General features: G+C 71.0%; 22 protein-coding genes. 14 read left to right on the top strand and 8 right to left on the bottom strand.

All coding sequences use genetic code 11. From position 1 onward, the window contains the following. Nucleotides 1-69: 69 nt before the first annotated feature. The 5 genes from C9F13_RS13930 to C9F13_RS13950 all read right to left on the bottom strand — a co-directional run bounded on the left by C9F13_RS13930 (nucleotide 70) and on the right by C9F13_RS13950 (nucleotide 7,208). Nucleotides 70-576, bottom strand: a complete 507-nt coding sequence (locus C9F13_RS13930) for an RNA polymerase sigma factor (protein ID WP_108446876.1) — start codon at nucleotides 574-576, stop codon at nucleotides 70-72. A gap of 111 nt (nucleotides 577-687) precedes the next feature. Then, nucleotides 688-3,132: a GNAT family N-acetyltransferase gene (locus C9F13_RS13935; protein WP_108446877.1), complete on the bottom strand. Its 2,445-nt coding sequence runs from the start codon at nucleotides 3,130-3,132 to the stop codon at nucleotides 688-690. Then, nucleotides 3,129-4,319, bottom strand: coding sequence for an MFS transporter (locus C9F13_RS13940; protein ID WP_108446878.1), 1,191 nt, complete (start codon nucleotides 4,317-4,319; stop codon nucleotides 3,129-3,131). Before C9F13_RS13940 ends, C9F13_RS13935 begins: the two co-directional genes overlap by 4 nt. Further along, the gene (locus tag C9F13_RS13945) at nucleotides 4,316-5,659 is read right to left on the bottom strand and encodes a lysine N(6)-hydroxylase/L-ornithine N(5)-oxygenase family protein (protein WP_108446879.1); all 1,344 of its coding nucleotides are present in this window, start codon (nucleotides 5,657-5,659) and stop codon (nucleotides 4,316-4,318) included. The genes C9F13_RS13940 and C9F13_RS13945 overlap by 4 nt, the downstream gene beginning before the upstream one ends. A 19-nt stretch (nucleotides 5,660-5,678) precedes the next feature. After that, a complete protein-coding gene (locus C9F13_RS13950) occupies nucleotides 5,679-7,208 on the bottom strand; it encodes a pyridoxal phosphate-dependent decarboxylase family protein (RefSeq protein WP_108446880.1) in 1,530 nt (509 codons plus the stop codon). A 206-nt stretch (nucleotides 7,209-7,414) separates the two neighbouring features. On the opposite strand from C9F13_RS13950, the gene C9F13_RS13955 reads away from it, so the two are divergent. The 6 genes from C9F13_RS13955 to C9F13_RS13980 are packed head-to-tail and all read left to right on the top strand — an operon-like array spanning nucleotide 7,415 to nucleotide 12,494. After that, nucleotides 7,415-8,209: a DUF3450 domain-containing protein gene (locus tag C9F13_RS13955; RefSeq protein ID WP_108446881.1), complete on the top strand. Its 795-nt coding sequence runs from the start codon at nucleotides 7,415-7,417 to the stop codon at nucleotides 8,207-8,209. Continuing rightward, nucleotides 8,206-9,618 (top strand): MotA/TolQ/ExbB proton channel family protein, encoded by a 1,413-nt coding sequence (locus C9F13_RS13960; RefSeq protein WP_245888786.1) that lies wholly within the window; start codon nucleotides 8,206-8,208, stop codon nucleotides 9,616-9,618. Before C9F13_RS13955 ends, C9F13_RS13960 begins: the two co-directional genes overlap by 4 nt. Continuing rightward, on the top strand, nucleotides 9,599-10,156 hold the full coding sequence (locus tag C9F13_RS13965) for a MotA/TolQ/ExbB proton channel family protein (protein WP_108446882.1): 558 nt from the start codon (nucleotides 9,599-9,601) through the stop codon (nucleotides 10,154-10,156). The genes C9F13_RS13960 and C9F13_RS13965 overlap by 20 nt, the downstream gene beginning before the upstream one ends. Continuing rightward, nucleotides 10,149-10,556, top strand: a complete 408-nt coding sequence (locus C9F13_RS13970) for an ExbD/TolR family protein (RefSeq protein WP_089846231.1) — start codon at nucleotides 10,149-10,151, stop codon at nucleotides 10,554-10,556. The genes C9F13_RS13965 and C9F13_RS13970 overlap by 8 nt, the downstream gene beginning before the upstream one ends. Continuing rightward, entirely contained in the window at nucleotides 10,553-11,323 is a 771-nt protein-coding gene (locus C9F13_RS13975; RefSeq protein ID WP_108446883.1) for an energy transducer TonB, read from the top strand. The genes C9F13_RS13970 and C9F13_RS13975 overlap by 4 nt, the downstream gene beginning before the upstream one ends. A 4-nt stretch (nucleotides 11,324-11,327) precedes the next feature. Then, a complete protein-coding gene (locus C9F13_RS13980; RefSeq protein WP_211310975.1) occupies nucleotides 11,328-12,494 on the top strand; it encodes a hypothetical protein in 1,167 nt (388 codons plus the stop codon). Here the strand turns inward: C9F13_RS13980 and xthA are convergent. Further along, entirely contained in the window at nucleotides 12,461-13,288 is an 828-nt protein-coding gene (gene xthA / locus C9F13_RS13985; protein WP_108446884.1) for an exodeoxyribonuclease III, read from the bottom strand. The genes C9F13_RS13980 and xthA overlap by 34 nt on opposite strands. 3 nt (nucleotides 13,289-13,291) lie before the next feature. Beyond that, nucleotides 13,292-13,528 (bottom strand): hypothetical protein, encoded by a 237-nt coding sequence (locus C9F13_RS13990; RefSeq protein WP_108446885.1) that lies wholly within the window; start codon nucleotides 13,526-13,528, stop codon nucleotides 13,292-13,294. Between the two features lie 169 nt (nucleotides 13,529-13,697). Between C9F13_RS13990 and C9F13_RS13995 the strand changes: the two genes are divergently transcribed. The 3 genes from C9F13_RS13995 to C9F13_RS14005 all read left to right on the top strand — a co-directional run bounded on the left by C9F13_RS13995 (nucleotide 13,698) and on the right by C9F13_RS14005 (nucleotide 18,182). Next, nucleotides 13,698-14,972, top strand: a complete 1,275-nt coding sequence (locus tag C9F13_RS13995) for a DEAD/DEAH box helicase (protein WP_108446886.1) — start codon at nucleotides 13,698-13,700, stop codon at nucleotides 14,970-14,972. Nucleotides 14,973-15,162: 190 nt separating this feature from the next. Next, nucleotides 15,163-17,310, top strand: coding sequence for an ATP-dependent DNA helicase DinG (gene dinG / locus C9F13_RS14000; RefSeq protein ID WP_108446887.1), 2,148 nt, complete (start codon nucleotides 15,163-15,165; stop codon nucleotides 17,308-17,310). Further along, nucleotides 17,307-18,182, top strand: coding sequence for an Nmad3 family putative nucleotide modification protein (locus tag C9F13_RS14005; protein ID WP_108446888.1), 876 nt, complete (start codon nucleotides 17,307-17,309; stop codon nucleotides 18,180-18,182). Before dinG ends, C9F13_RS14005 begins: the two co-directional genes overlap by 4 nt. Nucleotides 18,183-18,293: 111 nt before the next feature. On the opposite strand, the gene C9F13_RS14010 is transcribed toward C9F13_RS14005, so the two are convergent. After that, nucleotides 18,294-19,373: a 3-deoxy-7-phosphoheptulonate synthase gene (locus tag C9F13_RS14010; RefSeq protein WP_108446889.1), complete on the bottom strand. Its 1,080-nt coding sequence runs from the start codon at nucleotides 19,371-19,373 to the stop codon at nucleotides 18,294-18,296. A gap of 304 nt (nucleotides 19,374-19,677) precedes the next feature. On the opposite strand from C9F13_RS14010, the gene rpoE reads away from it, so the two are divergent. The 5 genes from rpoE (at nucleotide 19,678) to lepA (ending at nucleotide 25,795) form a co-directional block, all read left to right on the top strand. Next, nucleotides 19,678-20,283 (top strand): RNA polymerase sigma factor RpoE, encoded by a 606-nt coding sequence (gene rpoE, locus C9F13_RS14015; RefSeq protein WP_108446890.1) that lies wholly within the window; start codon nucleotides 19,678-19,680, stop codon nucleotides 20,281-20,283. Nucleotides 20,284-20,482: 199 nt separating this feature from the next. Then, a complete protein-coding gene (locus tag C9F13_RS14020) occupies nucleotides 20,483-21,214 on the top strand; it encodes a sigma-E factor negative regulatory protein (RefSeq protein WP_108446891.1) in 732 nt (243 codons plus the stop codon). A gap of 41 nt (nucleotides 21,215-21,255) precedes the next feature. Then, nucleotides 21,256-22,266, top strand: a complete 1,011-nt coding sequence (locus tag C9F13_RS14025; protein WP_425432890.1) for a MucB/RseB C-terminal domain-containing protein — start codon at nucleotides 21,256-21,258, stop codon at nucleotides 22,264-22,266. 80 nt (nucleotides 22,267-22,346) lie between these two features. Further along, entirely contained in the window at nucleotides 22,347-23,777 is a 1,431-nt protein-coding gene (locus C9F13_RS14030) for a DegQ family serine endoprotease (protein ID WP_108446893.1), read from the top strand. A 200-nt stretch (nucleotides 23,778-23,977) separates the two neighbouring features. Beyond that, the gene (lepA, locus tag C9F13_RS14035; protein ID WP_108446894.1) at nucleotides 23,978-25,795 is read left to right on the top strand and encodes a translation elongation factor 4; all 1,818 of its coding nucleotides are present in this window, start codon (nucleotides 23,978-23,980) and stop codon (nucleotides 25,793-25,795) included. Nucleotides 25,796-25,807 lie beyond the last annotated feature (12 nt).

The following is a 25,807-nucleotide window of genomic DNA, read 5'->3' on the forward strand; positions in this document are numbered from 1 at the left end:
GCCTCCGCCGGGAACGTCGTCGCTGGATGATAAATAAAACAATAATCGTTATCAAGTAAGCCTTATGTGTCAGGCGGCGTCCTCCAGCCGGGCTCGACACCGCTCGATGGCCTGGGCCACGTAGCGCCCGGCCATGCGCTCGGAGACGCCGAGGCGGCGGCCGATCTCCGCCTGGGTCAGCCCCTCGAGGCGGTGCCAGGTGAGCGCCTGGCGCAGCCGTTCCGGCAGGGCGTCCAGGGCCTCGCGCAGGCGCATCAGGCAGAGGCGACGCTCGGTGACCTCCTCGGGGCAGGGGCGCGGACAGGAGAGGCAGAGCGCGGGGTCGTCCAGGGGCTGGCTGACGGGCCGCGAGCGGCAGCGTCGGTGATGGTCGATGACCAGGTTGCGGGCCATGCGGAACAGGTAGGCCCGGGGCTCGTCGAGGCGGGCGGGTTCGGGGTGCTGGCCAAGGCGCAGGAAGACCTCCTGGCAGAGGTCCTCGGCGAGGTGGGGGCAGGCCAGCTGGCGCCGCAGGTAGCCAGCGAGGTCCGTGGCGTGACGCTGGAAGAGGGCATCGAGATCGGTATGGGCCGTCATGGGAGCTCCGTCCTGGGAACCGTAGCGTTGCGTGGCATGAGCGTGAGGGGCGTGATCACCGCGGGCGAGCCGGGCGCCGCCCGAAAGGCGAAGCCCGGCTCGACGCCGGCGTCAGGTTAGGGCGTCCTCGGTCGCCCGGGCCTCGGCCGGGCTCGGCCGATGGGCGGCGATGGGGTTGACCAGGGTGCCGGCGAACTGGAGGTTCCTGGCCGGGTCGGCCAGGTCGATCATCTGCTGGTGGTCGTTGAGCTGCAGGCGGTTGAGGCAGGAGCGGGTGAACTCCGGGGCGAAGAGGTCGTGGCGGGCGAACTTCTCGGCGAGCTCGGGATGGTCCCGCTGGTAGTCGATGACGCAGCGGGCCACCCGCGCCCAGAACGCGTCCTCGGTGAGGTCGCCCTGGTCGACGAGGAGCGGTGCCATGAAGCGCAGGAAGCAGTCGAAGACGTCGGTGAAGAGCGAGAGCACCTTGAGCGGCTCGGGCACCTCCACGGCGATGCGCGAGACGGCCTCGGGCAGCTCGACCTCGGTGTTCATGATGCCGATCTCCTCGGCGATGTCCTTCATGATCGCGCGCACCGGCACGCCGTCCTCGAGCTGCAGGATCAGGTTCTCGCCGTGGGGCATGAACACCAGGTCGTAGGCGTAGAAGCAGTGCAGCAGCGGGCGCAGATAGACCCGCAGGTAGCGGTCCAGCCAGTCGGTGGTGGCGAGCCCCGAGGCCTGGATCAGCCGCGGCAGCAGGGCGCGCTCCTCGGCGTCGACGTGGAGCAGGGCGGCCATGGTCATCAGTCGCCGGCCGTCCCGCTGGTAGCGCACCGGGCTCTCCCGCCACAGGCAGGCGAGCATCTTCTTGTAGGCGCTGTAGCGGTCGAAGGCCGGCTCGAGGGCATCGCGACGAAAGCCGATGGCCGCCTCCTCGCGCAGCACCGTGAAGCCCTGGGCGGTGAGCTCCGGGTCGCTCTCGACCAGGGTCTTGATCCAGTCGTTGATGGCCGGGGTAGCGCGCATGTAGTTCGGCGAGAGGCCGCGCATGAAGCCCATGTTGAGGATCGACAGCGCCGTCTTCACGTAGCGCCGGCTCGGCTGGCTGACGTTGAACCAGGTGCGGATCGACTGCTGGGCGCGATACTGGTCATGGCCGTAGCCCAGGCAGACGATGCGGCCCCGGGCCACCTCGGCGGCGAAGGTGATGGCCAGCTTGTGGAACCACTGCCAGGGATGCGCCGGCATCAGCAGGTAGTCGGCGGGGACGAGGCCCCGGGCCGCGAGCCGACGGTGGAAGTCGGCGAGCGTCGCCTCGCCCAGCTCCTCGCGCAGCAGGCTCTCGTAGTCGAGCCCCTCGATGGCGCTGAAGTGGGCGTCCTCGCGGTGCACGGCGAGCCACACCAGGGTGATGGGGGCGGCGGCCTCCGGCGCATAGGCGTGGTAGTCCACCGCATCGAAGCCCAGGCGGCCGTTGTTGGCCACGAACACCGGGTGACCCTCGGTCATGGCGGCCTCCAGGGTCTGAAAGTCGGCGTCGACCAGGCCGTCGGCGTCGGGGCGAGTGCCGGCGAGCTTGTAGGCGCCGCCGAACAGGGTGCTGGCGACCTCCTCCAGGTAGACCGGCAGCATCGCCTCGCCGATGGCAAGCGTCTCGCGAAACTCGAGGATGAAGCGCTGGGCGTCGAGCTCGGCCGGGGCGCCGTCGACGCGCTTCTCCAGGGAAGCGAGGTCGATGGCCCAGTGATCCAGGGCCAGGCGACGGGCACGGAAGCGGTACTCGACGCCGCCCTCGGGGGCGGTCAGCCGATACGTGCCGGCGCCTTCGTCGCCATCCAGGCGCTCGGGGGCCAGCAGGCGCTCGTGGCTGAACTCGGCGATCGCCTTGCGGATCAGCCAGCGGTTGGCCCGGGCCCAGCGCTCGGGCGTCAGGTGGGCGGCGGCGCGGGCCGGGTCGGCGACGAGGGTCGGGTCCAGGCGCGGGTTCTCGGCACTCACCGCGGCGGCGAAGCTCGCCCGGTCGCAGAAGGCCAGGTGGGCGGTCTTGTCCTCGAGCGCGACCTCGCGGTCGTAGACGAAGCCGACCCGGCGGTTGAGCGGATGGATCTTGCGGTTGGCGATGTCGGGTTCGACGACGATCCGCCGGGTGGCGGGGTCCTCGAACAGGAAGGCCAGGATGGTGGTGATCACCTGGACGCTGAAGCCGGAACGGGGCGTGTCGGTCGGAGCCACCAGGAAGTGCATGCCGCGATCTCCCTCGGCGACGTCATAGTGCGTGCCGATGGGGTCGTGGCGCGGGTCGTAGCACTCCACCAGGAAGGCCGGCTCGCCGTCGACGAGCCCCAGGTAGCCCTGGGCGTGCTCGCACTCCGCGAGGTCGCGGTAGAAGGCCTGGACGCGCTGCGGCGAGTGGCCCTGCATGCCCCAGAAACGGGCCCGGGGAGCGCTGACCCAGGCGTGGATCAGCGCCAGGTCCTCGGGCAGGTGCAGCGGGCGCAGGCTGAAGGTACCAAGCCCCAGGGCATGACGCGAGAAGCAGGCGCGGGTGGTCGGGGTCGGTTGGAAGAGGGTCATGGTCGGGTCCTTGCAGAAACGGGATCGATGGGCCGCGCCGGGGTCGCCTCGGCCGTGGTGAGCAGCAGGCGATGGGCCAGAGCGCAGAGGGCGAAGCCCAGCGCGGCGACGAGGAAGGGGCCGGTCGGGCCCTGGGCGTCGACCAGGCGGCCGGCGCCCCAGGAGGCGATCAGCACGCCGAGCCCCTGGAAGAGGTGGATCTTGCTGAAGTCGCTGGCGTAGCGGTCGGGGGTGCTGAGCCGGAACAGGCGCACCTCCAGGCGCACGGTGACGCGGAACAGCGCCCAGCCGAACAGCAGCCGGCCGGCCAGGAGGGCGGCGATCTCGCCGCTGGCCTGCAGCAGCAGGCCGGTGAGGCCGATGGCCAGCGGCGCCGCGATGGCCTCGCCACCCGGGCGGCGGCCCAGCAGGTCGAGGGCCAGCAGCGCCACGGCCACGCCGCCGGGAATGGCGAAGACCGCGCCGGCCAGCAGCTCGCCGGACAGGCCCGAGGCCAGTGCCCAGTACTGGGCGAAGAAGGGCCGGGCCAGGGTGGCGCTGAGGTAGAACAGCAGCATCACCAGGCCCAGGCGCAGGATGGCGCCGCTGGTGCCCGGGGCCGGCGGGGTGGCGGGGGCCGCATGGGGGAGAGAGTGAGGCGCCCGGCCACGGCGCAGGAGCAGCAGGCAGACCGCCACCTGCAGCGCGTCGCTGACCGCCATCACCTGGAACACCTGGGCCGCCTGCCAGTGCTCCAGCACCAGGCCGCCGATCACGGCACCGAGGATGCCGCCGGCATGCACCACCACCGAGAGGGTGCCGATCAGGGTGGCGTGGCGATCCCGGGGGGCGAAGTGCATCAGGTAGGGATAGACCAGCAGGTAGCTGGCCTTGGCGACCAGCATCGCCAGCGACAGCCCCCAGAACCCCGGCAGCGAGGTGACCACCGCGCAGGCGAGGCTCAGCCCCCCGGCCACGACCTGGGTGCCGATCAGCAGGCGCAGGGTGCCGACCGAGCGCGCCAGGCGCGCCCAGGCGGGCAGCGCCAGCATCACCACCAGGCAGCTCATGGCCAGGTAGGCGCCGACGTGAGAGGGGTCCTCCACGCCGAAGCGCGCGGCGAAGAACTGCGGGTAGAAGGGCAGCAGCATGGCGTCGCTGATAACGGCCACGGCGGTCACGGCCACCAGCCAGGGGGTCGGGCTCATGCGGGCTGCGCGTCCATCGGTTCGAAGACGGCCTCGCCGGGGGCGCCGAAGCGCTGGTAGGCGATGCGCTCCTCGATGGGGTAGACCTCCCGGCCGGTCAGGGCGCGGATGATGCAGGCGTTGCGGTAGGGGCCCATGCCGAGGTCCGGCGCCACCAGGCTGTGGGTGTGCAGCTCGGCATTCTGCACGAAGAGCTCGCCGCGCCCGCCGTCGATGTCGTAGAAGCGGCCTACCGCATAGCGCCCGGCCTCGTCGAAGGCGATCCGCGAGGCGATGGGCGCCAGGAAGTCCGGCATCTGGTAGCGGTAGCCGGTGGCCATGAGCAGCGCCGGGGTGCGGTGGCGGAAGTGACGCTGTTGTTCCTTGTGCCACAGGGTCAGCTCGTACTCGCCACGCGCGGCGTCGAAGCGACAGGTCTCGAGGCTCGCGTTGGTGAGCAGCTCGGAGCGCACCTCGCCGCCGAGCGCCTTGGCGTAGCGCAGGTCGTAGATGGCGTCGATGAGCTCCAGGTTGATGCCCTTGTAGAGGCTCTTCTGCTGCTGCATCAGGGTGTCGCGGGTGGCCTCGGGCAGCGCGTGGAAGTAGTCGATGTAGTCCGGCGAGGTCATCTCCAGGGTCAGCTTGCCGTACTCCAGCGGGAAGAAGCGCGGCGAGCGGGTGATCCAGTCGAGCCGGTAGCCGAAGCGGTCGATGTCGGCGAGCAGGTCGTGGTAGATCTCGGCGGCGCTCTGGCCGCTGCCGACCAGGGTGATCGCCTCCTGGCGTTGCAGCTCGGCCTTGTGCTCGAGGTATTCGCTGGCGTGCAGCGGGCGCGGGTCCAGGTCGCGACAGCCCTCCGGCAGGTAGGGCGTGGTGCCGGTGCCGAGCACCAGGTGGCGGGCCAGGTGGACCCGGGCCTCGCCGCTTGCGGTGTCGCGGCAGCTCACCCGATAGATCCCCGCCGCGTCGTCGAAGTCGACCCGGGTCACCTCGGTGGCGAAGCGGATGGTGTCGAGCTGGTCGACGGCCCACTGGCAGTAGCGGTTGTACTCGTTGCGCAGCAGGAAGAAGTTCTCGCGGATGTAGAAGTTGTAGAGCCGGCCCTGCTGCTTCAGGTAGTTGAGCACGCTGAAGCGGCTGGTGGGGTCGGCCATGGTGACCAGGTCCGACAGAAAGGGGGTCTGCAGGGTGGCCTGCTCCAGCAGCAGGCCGGGGTGCCAGTCGAAGCCGTCGCGGCGCTCGAGAAAGAGGCCGTCGAGCTCCTCGAGGGGGTCGGTCAAACAGGCCAGGCCCAGGTTGAAGGGGCCGAGGCCGATGGCGATGAAGTCGTGGACGCGAACGTCTTGAAGGGAGTGTGTCATGGTCGTCTCTCGCTGAAGATCAGGATGCGGCGGCGCGGGCCGGGGTCCGGGAGTGGCACCAGGCGCGGCCGTGGTGGACGATGCGCTCGAGGATGGCGGTGAGATCCGCGAGCCGGGTCTCCGGATTGAGCAGGGTGAACTTGAGGTAGCGCTTGCCGTCGACCCGGGTGGCGGCGATCACCGCCTCGCCGTGGCGGGAGAGTGCGGCGCGCACCTGGGCGTTGAGGTCGTCGAGCGCGGCCTCGTCGAGGCCCGCCGGGCGGTAGCGGAACACCAGGGTGCTCATGGGCGGGTCGAGCAGCACCTCGAACGCCGGATGGCGGGAGAGCTCGGCGTGGGCCTCGCCGGCCAGGTCGATGACCCGCTCGAACATCTCACCCAGGGCGTCGGCGCCCAAGATGCGCAGGGTCAGCCACAGCTTGAGGGCGTCGAAGCGCCGGGTGGTCTGCAGGCTCTTGTTGACCTGGTCCGGGGTGCCGGCCTCGGCCTGGCAGAGCGGATTCAGGTAGTCGGCGTGGTGGGTGACGTGGCGCAGGTCGCGGCGCCGGCGCACCAGGAAGGCGCTGCAGCTCACCGGCTGGAAGAAGGTCTTGTGGTAGTCGACGGTGACCGAGTCGGCGTGCTCGATGCCGGCCAGGCGGTGGCCGAAGCGCCGCGAGCAGAGCAGGCCCCCGCCGTAGGCGGCGTCCACGTGCAGCCAGATGCCGTGCGCCCGGCACAGCGCGGCGATCTCCTCGAGGGGGTCGATGCTGCCGAAGTCGGTGGTGCCGGCGGTGGCCACCACGGCGATGGGGATCAGCCCCGTCGCCAGGCACTCCTCCAGGCGCGCCTTCAGTGCCGCGGGGTCCATGCGGTAGCGGGCGTCGCAGGCCACCGGCATCACCGCCCGGTAGCCGAGCCCGAGGATCGCCGCCGACTTCTGCAGGCTGAAGTGGCTGACCTCGGAGGCGAGGATGCGCAGCCGGCGATGGCCCGCGGGCAGGCCCTCGTGCTTGTTGCCGCCGTGATCGGCGAGACTGGCGCCGTGGTGGTCCCGGGCGATCATCAGCGCCATCAGGTTCGACTGGGTGCCGCCGCTGGTGAAGACGCCGTCGGCCTCCTCGCCCAGGCCGAGGCGCCGTGCCGTCCAGTCGATCAGCGACTGCTCGATGAGGGTGCCGCCGGCGCTCTGGTCGAAGGTGTCCAGCGAGGAGTTGATCGGCGACAGGAGCGTCTCGGCCAGCACGCCGGGCAGCACGACGGGGCAGTTGAGATGCGCCACGTAGCGGGGATGGTGGAAGTAGACGGCGTCGTCCAGGTAGACCCGCTCCAGTTCCTCCAGGGCCGGGCGCAGCTCGCCCAGGGGCGCGTCGAGGTCGATGGCCTCGAACAGCCCCGCAAGCTCCTCGGGTCGCGCCCCGCTGAAGGGGCGGTCCACGTCGGCCACCTTGCGCCGTACCAGATCGAGGCAGCGCGTCGCCTGCTGCCAGTAGGCCTCGGCATGCCGGGCATTCAAGAGGGGAGGGTCGAGGCGGCTGGGCCGCCCGCAGGCGCCGTCCGGCTGTATCATGGTCGCTCCAGTGGGATCAGGGATTTTATTGATAATCATTATCGATTATTGCCTTGTCCTGATCACGACGGATTCGCCCGGCGGTTCTGAACCGGCGGGGGAGATTTTTTCCGGACGCGCCTCGGAATGGAATGCATTGATAAGCATTCCCATTTGTGTCACTGTCTCGGCCCGTCCGAGACCTTTACCGGAGAGCCATCGTGAGGATGTTTCGCTTCCCCGCCGCGCTCGTCGCGGTCGTCGGCCTTTGCGGTGCCGGCCTGACCCAGGCTCAAGGGCAGGCCCAGGAATCGCTGGTCGATCGGTCGGCCGAGGCGCAGCGCCGCCAGGCCGAGTTGCAGACGCGCATCGACACCGCCGACGACGAGACCCGCCGCCTGATCGGCGAGCTGCGCCGGGCCCGGGCCGAGGCGCAGCGGGTAGAGGCCTACAACGCCGAGCTCGAGCGCGTGGTGGAGCGCCAGACGGAGACGCTTTCGCGTCGCGAACGCGCCCTGGCGGGCGCCGCGACGACCCGCGAGGGGCTGCCGCCCCTGCTGCGGGGGATGGTCGAGCGCCTCGACGGCTGGATCGAGGCCGACCTGCCGTTCCTTCGGGACGAGCGCCGCGCCCGGGTCGCGAGCCTGGAGCGCTCGCTCTCCGATCCGGCGCTGTCGCCCGCCGAGCGCCTGGATCGCGTGCTCGCCGCCTGGCGCGGCGAGCTCGCCTACGGCCGCGAGCTGGACGCCTGGCGCGGCCTGCTGGACGGCGAACGGGAGGTGGACTTCCTGCGGCTGGGCCGGGTCGGCTTCTACTACCTGACGCCGGACGGCCGCGAGGGCGGTGTCTGGAAGGCCGACGACCGGGCCTGGCAGCCCCTCGACAAGGCGGCGCGCCGGAGTCTCGAGAACGGCCTGCGCATCGCCCGGGAGCAGCGGGCCCCGGAGCTTTTGACGCTGCCGGTCTCCCAGCCAATCTCCCGAGCCGAGACGACCCACGAGCGCGGGGGTGAGGCCTCATGATGCTGTCACGCTATGCCCGCCGCCTGCTGCTGTGCGGCGCCCTGGTGCTGCCGGCGGCGCCGCTCCAGGCCCAGACCGACCCTCAGCCCGCTCCGCAGCCTGACCCCCAGCTTCGGCAGGACGCCCCGGCCTCCTTCGCCGAGACGCGTCAGGCCGAGTTCGCGCGGGACCGGGCGCGGCTGGCCGCGCTGGTCGACGATCGCGAGGCCCTGCGCCGCGCCGTCGAGGCGGCCCGCGCCCGCCGCGACGCGGCGGCCGAGCGCCGCCGGGCCCTCGAGGCGCGACGCGACGAGCAGCAGGCGCGCCGCGAGGCGCTGGAAGCTCGACGCCAGGAGCAGGGCGGCGACCTGTCCGCCGTCAAGCCGGTGCTGGAGCGCCACGTCGGCGAGCTGCGCGACGCCCTCGGCCAGAGTTGGCTCACCCTCGACGGGCCCGAGCTGCCCGCGCGCGGCGACGCGGATGCGCTGCCCGAGCTCGCCCGGATCGAGGCGCTGGCCGATGCGCTGATGGCCTTCACCCGGGAGACCGGGCGCCTCGAGCGGCTGACCCTGCCGGTGGCCTCGGTCGACGGTCGCGTCGAGCCCCGGGAGGTGCTGCGGCTGGGGGATCTTGCCATGATCGGCGACGGGCGCTGGCTGCGGCGCGACTCGCCGGACCTGCCGCCGGCGGCGCTGGCCGCGACCCCCGATGACGCCGGCGAGACCCTGGCGGCCTTCGCGGCCGGGGAGAGCGACCGGGTCACCCTCGATCCCACCGGCGGCGAGCTGCTCGAGGCGCTGGCCCAGCGCCCCGACCTGCTGGCGCGCTTCCACCAGGGCGGCGCCGTGGGCTACGTGGTGGTGGCCCTGGGCGGGCTGGGACTGCTGATCGCGCTGGGCCAGTACGGCTACCTGATGATCGTGAGCGCGCGGCTGCGTCGCCAGCTGCGGGACGACCCGAGCCTGCGCGATGACAATCCGCTGGGCCGGGTGCTGGCCAAGGTGCAGACGCTGCGCCAGGGGCTGGTGCCCGAGGCGCTGGAGGCGCGCCTCGACGAGGCGCTGCTCGCCGAGCTGCCGCGGCTCGAGCGCGGCCAGGCGCTGGTCAAGCTGCTGGCGGCGGTGGCGCCGCTGCTGGGACTGCTCGGCACCGTGACCGGCATGATCGGCACTTTCCAGTCGATCACGGTGTTCGGCACCGGAGACCCGCAGCTGATGGCCGGCGGCATCAGCCAGGCGCTGGTCACCACGGTGCTCGGCCTGATCACCGCGGTGCCGCTGATGCTCGCCCACACCGCGCTGTCCAGCCGCAGCCGCTGGCTCTCCGGGGTGATCGAGGGGCGGGCCAGCGCCGCGCTGGCCGAGCACCTCGAGGCCCTGCCGGCCTCCGCCCCGCGTCGCGAGTCGCATCATGCCGCTTCCCTGGCCTGAGGTGATGACGGGCGCCACCGCGCCGCTCGCCTGGCTGGGCCAGGCCGGCGGGCCGGTGCTGGTGGCCATCGGCGCGGTGGCGATGCTGCTCTTCTCGCTGGCGCTGGAGCGCTGGTGCTACTTCCGCTTCGTCTGGCGGCGCGAGCGCCAGGCCCTGGTGGCGCGCTGGGTGGATCGCGACGAGCATGCCAGCTGGAGCGCGCTGACCCTGCGCGAGGTCTGGACCCAGGCGCTGATCGCGCGGTTGCGCCGCCCCTTGCCCTGGCTCAGGCTACTGGTCGCGCTCTGCCCGCTGCTCGGCCTGCTGGGCACGGTCACCGGCATGATCACCGTCTTCGAGGGGCTGGCCGCCAGCGAGACCAGCCAGGCCCGGGCCATGGCCGACGGCGTCGCCCGGGCCACGCTGCCGACACTGGCCGGCATGGCGGTGGCGGTGGCCGGCCTGCTCTTCACCACCCGTCTCGAACACATCATCCGGCGCGAGGACCAGCGGCTGCACGACCGCATGGCCCGCGCCGTGGAGGAGCCCGATGCGTAGGCGTCGCCTGAGTGCCGACAGCGGCGAGACCAGCGAGGTCAACCTGACCCCCATGCTGGACGTGGTCTTCATCATGCTGATCTTCTTCATCGTCACCACCAGCTTCGTCAAGGAGAGCGGGGTGGAGATCGAGCGTCCCCAGTCCAGCGACGCGACGCCGCGGCCCGAGGCCCAGGTGATGGTGGCCCTGACTGCCGAGGGCGCGGTATGGGTCGACGGCGCGCCGGTGGACGCGCACCGCGTCGGCGAGGCCGTGGCGCCGCTGGTGAGCGAGCAGGGCGGCGTGGTGATCCAGGCCGACCGCGCCTCCACCACCGGCCTCTTGGTCGAGGTGATGGATCGCCTGCGCGAGGCGGGCGTCGAGCAGATCGCGGTGGCCGCTGCCCGGGAGGGGGCGTGATTCGCTGGCCCCTGGCGGGACTCGCCGGCGCGTCGCTGGCGCTGCTGCTGTTCTGGGGGCTGGCGCTGCTGGTGGTGCCGCCCGAGGCGGAGATCGAGGTGCGCGAGACGGCCATGACGATGCGCCTGGCCGCCGCCCCGGAGCCGGTGACGGCGCCGGCCGCGGCACCGGCGCCCGCCCCCAGCGCGCCCTCCGCGCCTCGGCCGGTGCCGCCCAGCCCGCCGCCACCGGCACCGCTGCCCGACAGCACGCTGTCGCTGCCCGAGCCGCCGGTTGATCCGCCGCCGGTGCGGCCCGAGGAGGTCGCCGAGCTGGACGCCGCGCTGCCCGAGCTGACCGAGGCGGCGCCGATGCCCGAGCCCGAACCCGAACCGGCACGCAAGCCCGAGCCCGAGTCCGAGCCAACCCCGTCGGCGACGGCTCCCGAGGCCGCGGCAACGGCTCCCGAGGCCGCGGCGACGGAGCCTCCCGCCGCCTCGGGCCAGGGCAGTCAGGCGGTCCAGGACGTGGGGCAGGCGACGCCCACCCGGCGCGTGCCGCCGAGCTACCCGCGGCGCGCCCAGCGCCGCGGCCTCGAGGGGCACGTGGTGGTGGAGTTCCTGATTCGCCCCGACGGCCGGGTCAAGTCCGGCTCGGTCCGGGTGGTCGAGGCCCGGCCGCGGCACGTCTTCGACGAGGCGGCCACGCGGGCCGTGGCGGACTGGCGCTTCGAGGCCGACGGCCGCCTGCGGCGTGCCCGCCAGCGACTCGAGTTTCAGCTGAGGTGAGCCCATGTCGCATGCGTTGATTCGATGTCGTCCCTTCCCGCGAGGCCTGCTGGCCGGCCTCGCCGCCGGGCTGCTGCTGGCCGCGGCCCCGGTGCAGGCCCAGCCGGCCCTGCCCGGGAGCTTCATCCGCGACCTCGAGGGCCTCGAGGCCTGGCTCGCGCAGGCGCCGGCCGAGGTGGGGAAGCAGGCGAGCCGACAGGCCGAGCGCCTGGCGGGGGGCAACGCCGCCGATCGTTGGGCGCGGGCCCTCTACCTGCAGCTGGCGGCCGGGGCCGCGGCCCGGCAGGGCGAGCACGGCCGAGCCGCCGCGTGGCTTTCCGCTGCGGCGGAAAGCGAGGCGGCGCCGGCGGCCTGGCGTCGGGCGCGGCTCAGGGAGGCGGCGCTCCAGCACCGCGCCGCGGGGGAAACGGCCGCGGCCGTGGCGCGCCTCGGCCGCTGGCTGGAGGCGGCCTCGGCGCCGCCCGTCGAGGAGCGCTGGCGGCTGATCGGCTGGCTGGCCGAGCTCGAGCGCTGGGAGGCGGCCGCCGCGCGGCTGGACGCACTGGCGGCGCGGCCCCGGGAGGAGGCGCGTCGGGCGCTGGCGCTCTCGGTCTATCGCCGGGCGGGTCGCGACGGCGAGGCCCTGGCGCTGCTGCGCGAGGGGCTGGATCGCGAGGCCAGCCCGGCCGCATGGCGTCGCGCTGCGGCCCTGGCGCAGCAACTGGGGGATCCGGGGCTCGCCGCGGCGCTCTGGGAGGCCGGCTGGCGGCGGGGCGCACTGTCAGGCGCGCAGGATCTCAGGCGCCTGGCCCGGCTGCACCTCGCCGGGGGCACCCCGGCGCGGGCGGCCGAGCATCTGGAGAGGGGACTCGCGGCCGGGGTGCTGGACGACGATGCCCGCCTGCGGCGGCTGCTGGCCACCGCCTGGGAGGCGGCCCGCTATCACGCCCGGGCGCTCTCGGCCTGGGAGGCGGTCGCCCGTGACAGCGAGCGGGCGGCCGACTGGCTGCGCCTGGGCCAGCTCGCCCACGGCTGGGGCGAGGAGGCGCTGGCGGGGCGTGCCCTGAGGCGGGCCCGGGCACTGGGCGCCGGGGAGGCCGAGGCGTGGCTCGCCTCGCTGCCCGGCGAGGCGGGGCAGGGCGCCCCGCCGGCGGGCGATCAGAGCGAGAGCTCGGTCCAGACCGGGGCGTGATCCGAGGGCTTCTCCATGGCGCGCAGGTCGTAGTCGATCCCGGCGTCGGCGACGCGCTCGGCGAGCGGGGGCGTGACCAGGATATGGTCGATGCGCAGCCCGCGCCGGGGATCGCGCTCGAAGCCCCGGGAGCGGTAGTCGAACCAGCTGAAGCGGTCGTCGACCTCCGGGTAGCGGACGCGATAGCTGTCGGTCAGGCCCCAGGCCTTGATGCCGGCGAGCCACTCGCGTTCCACCGGCTGGAAGCTGGTCTTGCCCTCGCGCAGCCAGCGCTTGCGGTTGGCCTCGCCGATGCCGATGTCGATGTCCTCGGGCGAGATGTTGAAGTCGCCCATCACCGCCAGGCGCTCGTCGGCGCGGTGCTGCGTCTCCAGCAGGTGCTTGAGCTGTGCGTAGAAGGCCCGCTTGTGGGGAAACTTTACCGGGTGCTCGATATTCTCGCCCTGGGGGAAGTAGCCGTTCCAGACCGTGATCGGCGTGGCGCCGCCCGGCGCGAGCCGCGCGCCGATCATGCGACGCTGGGCGTCATCGCCGTCGTCGGGGAAGCCCTTGAAGATCGCCTCGGGCTCGCCGCACTGGGCGGTGTCGATCATCAGGGCCACGCCGTAGTGGCCCTTCTGGCCGTGGTACTCGACGCGGTAGCCCATCGCCTCTACGGCGGCCACGGGAAACTCGCTGTCCTGGACCTTGGTCTCCTGCAGGCCGATCACCGCCGGGCGGTGGGCCTCGATCAGGGCCTCGAGCTGGTGCAGGCGGGCACGAATGCCGTTGATGTTGAATGACACCAGGCGCATCGGTCAGTCGTCCTTCTGCTCGGGCGCGTCGGGGTGGATCGCGATGGGCTGGCCCGCCTCCTGGCGGGCCTGCTTGCGGGCCGCCTGCAGCTTGCGCTGCTGGCGCTTCTTCTGGGAGAAGCGGGTCGACGAGGTCACCTGATCGGGATTCTCGTGGCGCCACTTCTTGAAATCCTTGCGCTTGCCGGTGCGGATCTGCACCTTGTCGGCCAGCGAGCGGGTCTTCTTTCGGCGTGTCATGCTGCAACTCCTGCTTGTAAGGGCGCCATTCTAGCAGCCGTAGCCTCCCCCCGCCGACAGCAATCGACCGTCGGCAGGCGTCCGGGGGCGCCCTCGTCGCCGGAGGCTGTTACAATGCCGGTTTGCGTCACGCACCCCATCCACCCATACGGACAAGACAGCACAGCCTATGAGCGAGTCGGAACAGACCCCAGCACCGGCCCAGAACCGCAAGCCCAAGCGTCGTCGGCGCAAGCCGCGGCGGCGTCAGTCGAACTGGGATCTGCGCCAGTTCCAGGTTCCCGCCGTCGCGGGCAAGTGGCGCTTCCACGACTTCGATCTGCCGCTGCCGCTGATGCGGGCGATCCACGCCCTGGGGTACGAGTACTGCACGCCGATCCAGGCCGAGGCGCTGGCCCAGACCCTGCTCGGCGGCGACGTGGTGGGCAAGGCCCAGACCGGCACCGGCAAGACCGCGGCCTTCCTGATCTCGATCCTCGCCTACTTCCTCGAGGAGGAGGCGCCCAACGCCCAGAAGCCGGGTGCGCCGCGGGCGCTGATCGTGGCCCCGACCCGCGAGCTGGCGCTGCAGATCGAGAAGGACGCCAAGGCGCTGGCGCGCTTCACCGACCTCAAGGTGGCGAGCGTGGTGGGCGGCATGGATTACCAGAAGCAGCGCGAGGCGCTGGGCGACAAGCTCGACATCCTCGTCGCCACCCCGGGCCGCCTGCTGGACTTCCACGAGAAGCGCGACGTCGACCTCACCCAGGTGGAAGTGCTGGTGCTCGACGAGGCCGACCGCATGCTGTCGATGGGCTTCATTCCCGACGTCAAGCGCATAATCCGCCACACGCCGAACACCGAACAGCGCCAGACCTTCCTGTTCTCGGCCACCTTCAGCCAGGACATCCTCAACCTGGCCAGCCAGTGGACCCATCAGCCGGCCCACGCGGAGATCGCGGTCACCGTCGACAATGCCGCCGACATCGACCAGCGGGTCTACCTGGTCAGCGACGAGGACAAGCAGCGCCTGCTGGTCAACCTGCTCAAGCAGGAGAGCTTCGAGCGCGTGATGGTCTTCGGCAACCGCCGCGACCTGGTGCGCAAGCTCGACGACCTGCTCGAGAAGGCCGGCATCAACGCCGCCATGCTCTCCGGCGACGTGCCCCAGAACCAGCGCATCGCCACCCTCGAGAAGTTCCGCGAGGGCGAGATCCAGGTGCTGGTGGCCACCGACGTGGCGGGTCGCGGCATCCACATCGAGGACGTCAGCCACGTGATCAACTACACCCTGCCGGAGGATCCGGAGGACTACGTCCACCGCATCGGCCGCACCGGCCGCGCCGGCGCCAAGGGTGTGTCGATCAGCTTCGTCGGCGAGGAGGACGCCTTCTCCCTGCCGGAGATCGAGCGCTACATCAACGACAAGCTGCCCTGCGAGCACCCGCCGGAAGGGCTGCTGTAACACGCCGCCTGAACAAGGGTGTCGCGGGCGCCTGCTCTCCTGGCGAGTGGCGCCGGTGGCAGGACAGAGCGGAGGTCCGATTCCAGGGAGGGAATCGGTAGCGCCCAGGTAAGGGTTCACAGCGCCTCCGCGATGGTCCGGCACGCCGGGGCCCGTCACCGGAAAAGCCGCGTTTCTTTATGGATGCATCATGCTTGACGAGGTCCTGAAGGGCGAGATCCAGGAGGCCTATCGCCACGTGCTCGAGGGCCTGGGGCTCACCCCGCGCTACGGGCAGCGGCTGATGATCGCCGAGATCGCCCGCACCCTGGCGAGCATCGAGGCCGACGACGCCGGCCGGCGGACCAGCGACGAGCACGTCTGCGTGCTCGAGGCCGGCACCGGCACCGGCAAGACCCTGGCCTACCTGCTGGCGGCCCTGCCGGTGGCCAAGGCCCGCGGCAAGCGGCTGGTGATCGCCACCGCCACCGTGGCCCTGCAGGAGCAGGTGCTCCATCAGGACCTGCCGTCGCTCAAGGCCCACAGCGGGCTCGCCTTCGACTACGCCCTGGCCAAGGGGCGCGGCCGCTACGTCTGCGTGGCGCGCCTCGACCAGGCGCTGGACGGCGGCGAGGAGAACCCGACGCTGTCGCTCTTCGAGCAGTCGCTGTCGAGCGGCGGCGACGACTTCCAGGCGCTGGTCAAGGAGCTCGGCGACGCCTACGGCAACGGGCGCTGGGAGGGCGATCGCGACAGCTGGCCCGAGGCTATCGACGACGCCCACTGGCGCCGTTTGACCGTGGATCACCGCCAGTGCACCAACCGCCGCTGCGGCCACTTCTCCGCCTGCGCCTTCTTCCGCTCCCGTCGCCACCTCGACAGCGCCGACGTCATCGTCGCCAACCACGACCTGGTGCTGGCCGACCTGGCGCTGGGCGGCGGCGTAGTGCTGCCCGATCCGGGCGACTGCATCCACGTCTTCGACGAGGGCCACCACCTGCCCGACAAGGCGCTGCAGCACTTCACCCATCGCGTCGCCGTCGGCGGGGCGCTGCGCTGGCTGCGTACCCTGAAGAGCTCGCTCACCGAGCTCAATCAGGCACTGGCCGTGCAGCCGACCCTGGCCCGCCTGCTGGCCGGGCTGCCGGAGGCGATCAACGTGCTGGAGCCGCGCCTCGGCGAGGCGTTCGCGCTCGGTCACCAGCTCGCCGGCCGCCCCCAGGGGCTCGGCGAGGGCGAGGAGAGCCGCCACCATCGCTTCGAGATGGGGCGCGTGCCGGATGCGCTGCGCGAGCACGCCGACGGCCTGGTGACGCTGTTCGCCGAGCTCTCGCGGACCCTCGAGTCCATGGCGGATATCCTGCGCGAGAGCCTCGACCCGGAGAAGCACACCGGGCTGCCCCGGGAGCAGGCCGAGGCCTGGCTGCCGCTGGTGGCGCTGCTGCACGGCCGCGCCCTGGAGGCCCACGCCCTGTGGCTGGCCTTCGCCGAGCGCGACCCCGACGGCGAGCCGCCCCGGGCGCGCTGGCTGACCCTGGAGCGCTTCAACGGCGAACCGGAGCTCACCTTCTCGGCGAGCCCGGTCTCCGCGGCGCACACCCTGGCGCGCAACCTCTGGGGCCGCACCTTCGGCGCCGTGGTCACCTCGGCGACCCTCACCGCGCTTGGGCGCTTCGAGCGGCTCCAGGAGCGGGCGGGGCTCGCCAACCGCTACCGCTACCAGCGCCTGCCGAGCCCCTTCGACTACTCCCGGGCGGTGCTCAGCGTGCCCCGGGAGGCCGTCGACCCCGCCGACCGCGAGGGTCACGAGCGGGCCATCGTCGACTTCGTCGAGGCCCTCGGTGAGCAGGAGGCGGTGCTGATGCTCTTCTCGTCCCGGGCGCAGCTGCGCGGCGTGGAGAAGGCGCTCTCCCGGGCGCGGCGCGAGCGGGTGCTGGCCCAGGACCGGCTGCCCAAGCGCGAGCTGATCACCCGCCACCGGGCGCGGGTCGACGCGGGGGAGGGCAGCATCATCTTCGGCCTGGCGAGCTTCGCCGAGGGCATCGACCTGCCCGGCGACTACCTGACCCACGTGGTGATCACCCGGCTGCCCTTCTCGGTGCCCGACGACCCGGTGGGGGCGACCCTGGCCGAGTGGATCGAGAGCCGCGGCGGCAACCCCTTCATGCGCATCAGCGTGCCCGACGCCTCGATCAAGCTGGTGCAGGCCTGCGGCCGACTGATCCGCAAGGAGGCCGACCAGGGCCGCATCACGCTGCTCGACCGGCGGGTGCTGACCCGTCGCTATGGCCGCGCGCTGCTCGACGCCCTGCCGCCCTTCGTGCGCGAGATCGACGGCGTGACGCAAGGCGCGGGATGAAGCTGATCCTCAGCCGCAAGGGGTTCGACAGCGCCGCCGGCGGCGTGCCGAGCCCGATCCTGCCCGACGGCCGGCTGATCGTGCTGCCCATCCCCGACGACCACTCCCTCACCACCTACGGCGAGCTTGCCCAGGACGGCGAGCCGCTGGGACCGCTGGTCGGTGACCTGACCCGGGGCCGGCTCACCGACGGCGACCGGGTGCACCTCGATCCCGACCTTCTTGAAGAGAGTCTGCCGCGCCCGCCGGGGTGGCGGCCACTGTTCGGCCAGATGGGCCAGGCCCAGGGCCACCTGCGCAACCAGGGCGTCGGGCCGGGGGACCTGTTCCTGTTCTTCGGCCTCTTCCGGGCGGTCGCGACGGGCCGCGATGGCTGGGCCTTCGTGCCGGAGGCCCGGCCCCGCCACGTGCTCTGGGGCTGGATGCAGGTGGAGCGCGTGCTGCCCCTGGACGGCCCGCTGCCGGCGGAGCTGGCGTGGGTCAGCGGCCACCCGCACTGCCAGCGCCGGGCGGCCAACAACGTCCTCTATGTCGCCCGTCGTCATCTGGCCCTCGACGGCCTCGGCGAGACCCTGCCGGGCGCCGGCATCTTCTCCCATGACGCGCCGGCGCTGCGGCTAACCGCCCCGGACGCCGCCAAGGTCTCCGACTGGCGGCTCCCCGCCTGGTGCTATCCGCACGGCGGCCGTGCGCCGCTCTCCTATCACGCCGACCCCGGCCGCTGGCGCCGGCGGGCCGATGGCACCGAGCTTCGTGCCGTGGCCCGGGGCCAGGAGTTCGTGCTCGACGCTGCGGCCTATCCCGAGGCGCTGCCCTGGGCGGGTGAGCTGATCCGGGATCACGCGGCGAGGCGGGCGTCTCCCGCGACCTGAGGCGCGCCTCCCCGAGGTATGTCCCAACGCAACGGGCCCGCCGAATGGCGGGCCCGTCTGTTTCGTGATCGCGCTAGTCACTCATGATGGCGCTAGCGCGGGGCAGGGCGCTCAGGCCGCCTGGCGGCGCTTGGACAGCACCGGGGCGAGCTTCTCGTCCATGTGCTTGAAGGCCTCGACGGTGGTCTCCCAGTCGATGCAGGCGTCGGTGATCGACACCCCGTACTTCAGCTCGGCGGGATCCTCGGTCATCTTCTGGTTGCCCCAGCCGATGTTGGATTCCACCATCAGCCCGATGATCGAGTGGTTGCCCTCGAGGATCTGGTTGGTGACGTTCTCCAACACCAGCGGCTGCAGCGCTGCGTCCTTGTTGGAGTTAGCATGGGAGCAGTCGATCATGATGTTGGGCTTCAGGTTGGCCTGGTTCAGCTCCTGCTCGGCCAGCGCCACGCTGACGCTGTCGTAGTTGGGCTTGCCGTTGCCCCCGCGCAGCACCACGTGGCCGTAGGCGTTGCCGCGGGTGCGGATGATCGCCACCCGGCCGGCCTGGTCGATGCCCAGGAAGTTGTGCGGGTGGGCCACCGACTGCAGGGCGTTGACGGCGACGTCGAGGCTGCCGTCGGTGCCGTTCTTGAAGCCCACCGGGCAGGAGAGGCCGGAGGACATCTCGCGGTGGGTCTGGGATTCGGTGGTGCGCGCGCCGATGGCCGACCAGCTGATGCAGTCCTGCAGGTACTGGGGCGAGATCGGATCCAGCGCCTCGGTGGCCAGCGGCAGGCCCATCTCGGCCAGCTCCACCAGCAGCTTGCGGGCGATATGCAGCCCCTCCTCGATCTCGAAGGAGCCGTTGAGGTGCGGGTCGTTGATCAGGCCCTTCCAGCCCACCGTGGTGCGCGGCTTCTCGAAGTAGACGCGCATCACGATGTAGAGGCTATCCTTGACCTCGTCGGCCAGGCGACGCAGCCGGCGCGCGTAGTCCAGGGCGGCGTCGACGTCGTGGATGGAGCACGGGCCCACCACCATCAGCAGGCGGGGGTCGCGGCCGTCGAGGATGGCCTGGATGGTCTCGCGGCCCTCGATCACCGTGCGCTCCGCGGCCTCGGTGAGGGGGATCTCCCGCTTGAGGTCCTCGGGGGTGATCAGAACGTCCTGGGCGAGAACGTTGAGGTTGTTGACCTGCTGTTCGGACATGGTGCTTCCTGTGTCGTGTCGGCGCTGATGGCGAAATTATTTGGCACCTACTATCGCGCGCGGGGCGGTCAAATTCAATCGCCCCGCGGCCCGTCGGGTCGGTCGCGAAGGGCGCGGCGAGCGTCGGGCGAGTCGATCGGCTTGATGCACGTTCAAGAAACAGGAACACTTGTACCCTTCGAGCTTCACGACCCGACCCTTCAGCGGCGACATGCCCCAGGTTGACACTATGCTAGCGACATCACAGCTTTCGCGACCCGCGCTCGGGTCGTCATCCACGCCTTTCCGTTCAGGGAGGGCCTGAATGGGCACCCGGGAAACCGATCAGCAGCTCGTCGAGCGAGCCCAGAAGGGGGACAGTCGCGCCTTCGACCTGCTGGTGAAGAAGTACCAGCACAAGATCATCGGCCTGATCAGTCGCTACGTGCACGATCATGCCGAGGTACAGGACGTGGCCCAGGAGGCCTTCATCAAGGCCTATCGGGCGCTGGGGAAGTTTCGCGCCGAGAGCGCCTTCTATACCTGGATGTACCGCATCGCCATCAACACCGCCAAGAACTACCTGGTCTCCAAGGGGCGTCGGCCGCCGGGCAGCGATCTCGATATCGTCGACGCGGAGATCGTCGACCACAGCGGGCGGCTGGCCGATGCCGAGACGCCCGAGGCGGCCATGGCGCGCGACCAGCTGCAGTCGGCCATCTTCGAGGCGATCGAGGCGCTGCCCGACGACCTGCGCACGGCGATCACCCTGCGCGAACTCGACGGGCTCTCCTACGAGGACATCGCGGCGATCATGCAGTGCCCGGTGGGCACCGTGCGCTCGCGGATCTTCCGGGCCCGGGAGGCCGTCGATCAGCATATCCGTCCGCTGGTCACCACCGCGCGTAATCAGGAATCGGTGACCGAGTAAGCCGGTCGGGCCGAAGAACTGCATGTTTTTTGACGATTTGCTGAACTGTCCGCGGTCTGCGACGTCATATGCGGTGACCGGCCCGCGCCCCGCGGGAACGTACATGCCGACATGGCCAGGGCGACACGCGCCGATGTCGGAAAAACAGGCTGTCAAAGGACCCGGAGCGGGTCGCCTTGTCGAGTGTGAGGTGTGAAGAATGAGTCAGAACGCACGGGAATCGCTTTCTGCCCTGATGGACAACGAAGGGGATGAGCTGGAGCTGCGTCGCGTCCTCAAGTCGCTGGAGGAATCCCCGGACGCGGCCGATGCCTGGCGGCGTTACCATCTCATGCGCAGCCTGATGCGTCGGGAACACGAGGTCGATGTCGCCACCGACCTCTCCGCCGGCATCATGGCCAGGCTCGAGGACGAGCCGCTGCCGCAGGTCGAGGCCGAGGAGCCGGGCGCTGCCGGGGCGGGGCGCTCCATGTCGCTGATGCGCGGTGCCGGGATCGCCGCCGCTGTGTCGCTGATGGTGATCACCGGCGTGCAGTTCTATCACGGTGGCCTCGGCGGTGGGGCGGTGTCCGGCGATGTGGCCTCCCAGGTCCCGTCGCAGCCGCTGTCCGGTGCCGAGCTGCAGGCGACCCCGGCCGCCCTCGGCGGGTCCGAGCTTGCCGCGTCGCGCGCCACCGATCGCCCCTCGCTTGCTGATCTGCCGCTGTTCCAGACGCCCTACGGCGAGGGCCAGGGCCTGATGACGGTGGGCGCCGGCGTCGATTCCCCGCTGGTGCTCTCGCCGCGGCAGTCTGCCCGCGTCAACCAGCAGCAGGCCCAGCTGCTGCAGTCCTACCTGGATCGTCACGCCGAGGGCGCGGCCTACGGCAGCGGTGATACCTGGATGCCGCTGCTGCGCGCCTCCGGCAGCGAGTCCCTGGGTCAGCGCTGATGCGGCCGGGTCGCTCGACCCGCGGGGTCAGATCTCTCCCGGTGTTCCTGTTGAGCGGCCTGCTGGCGGCGTGGCCGCTGGCGGGCCTCTCGCAGGACGCCTCCGACCAGCGCGATGACGTCGGCTCAAGCGCTGGCGAACCTGTCGTAAGCGACGAGGCCGAGCGATTCGACTGCCAGACGCTGAGCGCCCGGCCTTCTCCCGAGAGCGCTCAGGCCTGGCTCGAACGCAGCCTCTGGGCCAATCACTGCTACGCCTTCCAGGCGCGCGCCGTGCGCATCGGCAGCGACGGGGTCCGCTCGCTGGCGCTCTCCCACGACATCGTGGAGGGGGTCGAGCGCGAGGTGGCTCGGTTCCTCGATGGCCCGCCGGTGGTCTTCGAGCGACGCGGGCGCATCGGTCGACTCGGCTGGGCCGATGACGACGGCGCGACCCCCGCCTCGCCGGCGGGCCTCGTCGCCCACCTCGAGGGGCTCTATCGCCTGCGGCTCAGCGGCGAGGAGCGCCTCGCCAATCGCAACACCGTGCGTCTCGACATCGAGCCCCTGGACGACCTGCGCTACGGCCATCGCCTGTGGCTGGACAGGGCCACCGGGCTGCCCCTCAAGCAGATCCTGCTGGATGAGCGGGGGCGCGTGGTCGAGACCTTCCAGATCACCCAGCTGAACCAGCCTCGCCTGCACCGGGGGACGATCGCCCTCGATCGCCGGCGCCCCGCCCCCGACGATCCCTGGCAGCCGGCCTGGCTGCCCGACGGCTTCATCCCCAAGCCGGTGCAGACCCGCAGCCCCCGCCACGACGCGGCCATCGGTCATCGCGTCTACAGCGACGGATTGGCGACCCTGAGCCTCTTCGTGGAGCCCCTCGCCGGCCAGGAGCAGCTGATGCCCGGCCTGCACCGTCTCGGCGTCTCCCACGCCGCGGTGCGCCACCGCGAGCTGGGCGGCCGGGTGCGTCAGGTGGTGGTGATGGGCGAGCTGCCGCCGCGGGTGCTGATCCGCGTCGCCGACTCGGTGACCTGGCAGGCGTCGGCGGATGACGCCGCGCCCTGATCGGAACCTTTTGGCGCGCGTGCGGTAGGAACATGCACGCGCCCCACTTATCTCTCTCCCAGTCGAACCAGGAGTGCTTCATGAAACGCATGACGCGACATCTCTCCCTCTGGATGCTGCTGGCCACGGCACTACTGGCCTGGCAATCGGCCATGGCCAGGGACCTGCCGGACTTCACCGAGCTGGTCGAGGAGGCCGCCCCCGGGGTGGTCAATATCTCCACCACGCGCACGGTGGAAGGGCGTGGCCCGTCCTTCCACGAATTCGGCGGCCGCGAGATCCCCGAGATCTTCCGTCACTTCTTCGGCGATCGCTTCGGCGATCAGTTCCCGACGCCGCCCGGGCACGGTCAGCGTCCCAGCGAGGAGCGCCAGTCGCTGGGCTCGGGGTTCATCATCGACGAGGACGGCTACGTCATGACCAACGCCCACGTCGTCGACGGGGCCGATGAGATCGTGGTGCGCCTCAACGACCGCCGGGAGCTCCAGGCCGAGCTGGTCGGCGCCGATGCCAAGACCGACGTCGCCGTGCTCAAGGTCGATGCCGACAACCTGCCCACCCTGGCCCTCGGCGACTCCGACGATCTGCGCGTCGGCCAGTGGGTGGCGGCCATCGGCTCGCCCTTCGGCTTCGATCATTCGGTGACCGCCGGCATCATCAGCGCCATCGACCGCACCCTGCCGCGGGACGCCTACGTGCCCTTCATCCAGACCGACGTGGCCATCAACCCGGGCAACTCCGGCGGTCCGCTCTTCAACCTCGATGGCGAGGTGATCGGGGTGAACTCGCAGATCCTCACCCGCAGCGGCGGCTACATGGGGCTCTCCTTTGCGATCCCGATCAACGTCGCCATGGACGTGGCCGACCAGCTCCGCGACGACGGCCAGGTCAGCCGCGGCTGGCTCGGCGTGATGATCCAGCCGGTCTCCCGCGACCTGGCCGAGTCCTTCGGCATGGAGACCGCGGAAGGCGCGCTGATCGCCGACCTGGATCCCGAGGGGCCGGCGGCCCGCGGGGGCCTCCAGGCCGGCGACGTGATCCTCTCGGTCAACGGCCGCGAGGTGGACCAGTCCAGCACCCTGCCGCGCCTGATCGGCCAGGTGGCGCCGGGCGACGAGGTCGAGCTGACCCTGCTGCGTGACGGCGAGCGCCGCCAGGAGACCGTGACCCTCGGCGAGTGGCCGGACGCCCGGGGCGAGACCGCCGCGGCCGCCCCGGAGGAGGGCCCGGGCCGGCTCGGCATCGCCGTGCAGGCGCTGGAGGAGAACGAGCGCGAGACGCTGGGCATCGAGCACGGCGTGCGCGTCGTCGAGGTCGATCCGAGCGGCGCCGCGGCAGCAGCGGGGCTGCGCGTCGGCGACGTGCTGGTCAGCATCGACCACCGTGCCGTCGAGGATCCCGACCAGCTCGCTGGCCTGGTGGCCGAGCTGCCCGAGGATCGGGCGATGCCGGTGCGCCTCTTCCGCGACGGCCGCTCGATGTTTGTGGCCATGCGGCTGGCCGGCGACTGAGCCGACCGCTCGCTGGTGCAATACAGGCCCGTGATCGGCCTGGCATGATCGCGACCCGACGGCTGCCGCCGTCGGGTCGCTGTATCTGGCAGGCGCATCCCGCTACAATGGCGCCCATTCCATCAGAGCCCCGCCAGCCGACCGCTTAGCGATCCGTCGGGTCGGCCGTGGCCCGACACCCACAAGGCAGAATCGACTCGATGTCCCAAGACGCAACCTCCGATCCCCTCAAGCACATCCGTAACTTCTCGATCATCGCCCACATCGACCACGGCAAGTCGACCCTGGCCGACCGGCTGATCCAGACCTGCGGTGGCCTGACCGAGCGTGAGCTCAAGGAGCAGGTGCTCGACTCCATGGACCTCGAGCGTGAGCGCGGGATCACCATCAAGGCCCAGTCGGTGACGCTGGACTACCATGCCGAGGACGGCAACGTCTATCAGCTCAACTTCATCGACACCCCGGGCCACGTGGACTTCTCCTACGAGGTCTCTCGCTCGCTCTACGCCTGCGAAGGGGCGCTGCTGGTGGTGGACGCCGGCCAGGGCGTCGAGGCCCAGTCGGTGGCCAACTGCTACACCGCCATCGAGCAGGGCCTCGAGGTGCTGCCGGTGCTCAACAAGATGGACCTGCCCCAGGCCGACCCGGACAAGGTGGCCCACGAGATCGAGGAGATCATCGGGCTGGACGCCACCGACGCCTGCCAGGTCTCGGCCAAGAGCGGCCTGGGCATCGACGCGCTGCTCGAGCGCCTGGTGCGCGACATCCCGCCCCCCAAGGGTGATCCCCGCGCGCCGCTGCAGGCGCTGATCATCGACTCCTGGTTCGACAACTACCTGGGGGTGGTCTCCCTGGTGCGGATCTTCGACGGCACCCTGAAGAAGGGCGACAAGATCCGCATGACCTCCACCGGCCGCGACTGGCCCGCCAGCGAGGTCGGCATCTTCACGCCGCTGCGCAAGGAGACCGGCATCCTGCGCGCCGGCGAGGTCGGCTTCGTGGTCGCCGGCATCAAGGACATCCATGGCGCGCCGGTGGGCGATACCATCACCCACACCAAGACCCCGGACGTTCCTCGCCTGCCCGGCTTCCAGAAGGTCAAGCCCCAGGTCTACGCCGGCATGTTCCCGGTCAGCGCCGACGACTACGAGGACTTCCGCGACGCCCTGGAGAAGCTGGCGTTGAACGATGCCTCGCTGGACTACGAGCCGGAGAACTCCGACGCCCTGGGCTTCGGCTTCCGGGTCGGCTTCCTCGGCACCCTGCACATGGAGATCGTCCAGGAGCGCCTGGAGCGCGAGTACGACCTGGACCTGCTCACCACCGCGCCCACGGTGGTCTACGAACTCGCGATGAAGAACGGCGAGATCGTCTACGTCGCCAACCCCTCCAAGCTGCCCGACATGGCCGACGTGGAGGAGATGCGCGAGCCCATCGTGCGCGCCAGCATCCTGGTGCCCCAGGAGTTCGTCGGCAACGTCATCACCGAGTGCGAGCAGCGCCGCGGCACCCAGCTCGACATGCAGTTCCTCGGCAGCCAGATCCAGCTTACCTACGAGCTGCCCATGTCCGAGGTGGTGATGGACTTCTTCGATCGCCTGAAGTCGATCTCCAAGGGCTATGCCTCCCTGGAGTACAACTTCGAGCGCTTCCAGGAGGCCAAGCTGGTGCGCCTGGACGTGCTGATCAACGGCGACCGCGTCGATGCCCTGGCGGTGATCATCCATCGCGACCACGCCCACAGCCGGGGGCGCCTGCTGGTCGAGAAGATGAAGGAGCTGATCCCGCGCCAGATGTTCGACGTGGCCATCCAGGCCGCCATCGGCGGCCAGGTGGTGGCGCGCTCCACCGTCAAGGCGCTGCGCAAGAACGTCACCGCCAAGTGCTACGGTGGCGACGTGAGCCGCAAGAAGAAGCTGCTCGAGAAGCAGAAGGCGGGCAAGAAACGCATGAAGCAGGTCGGCCGGGTGGAGATTCCCCAGGATGCCTTCCTTGCCGTGCTCAGGGTCAATGACTAGGGACGGATAACC

This window comes from Halomonas denitrificans, assembly GCF_003056305.1.
GTDB classification, from domain to species: Bacteria; Pseudomonadota; Gammaproteobacteria; order Pseudomonadales; family Halomonadaceae; genus Halomonas; species Halomonas denitrificans.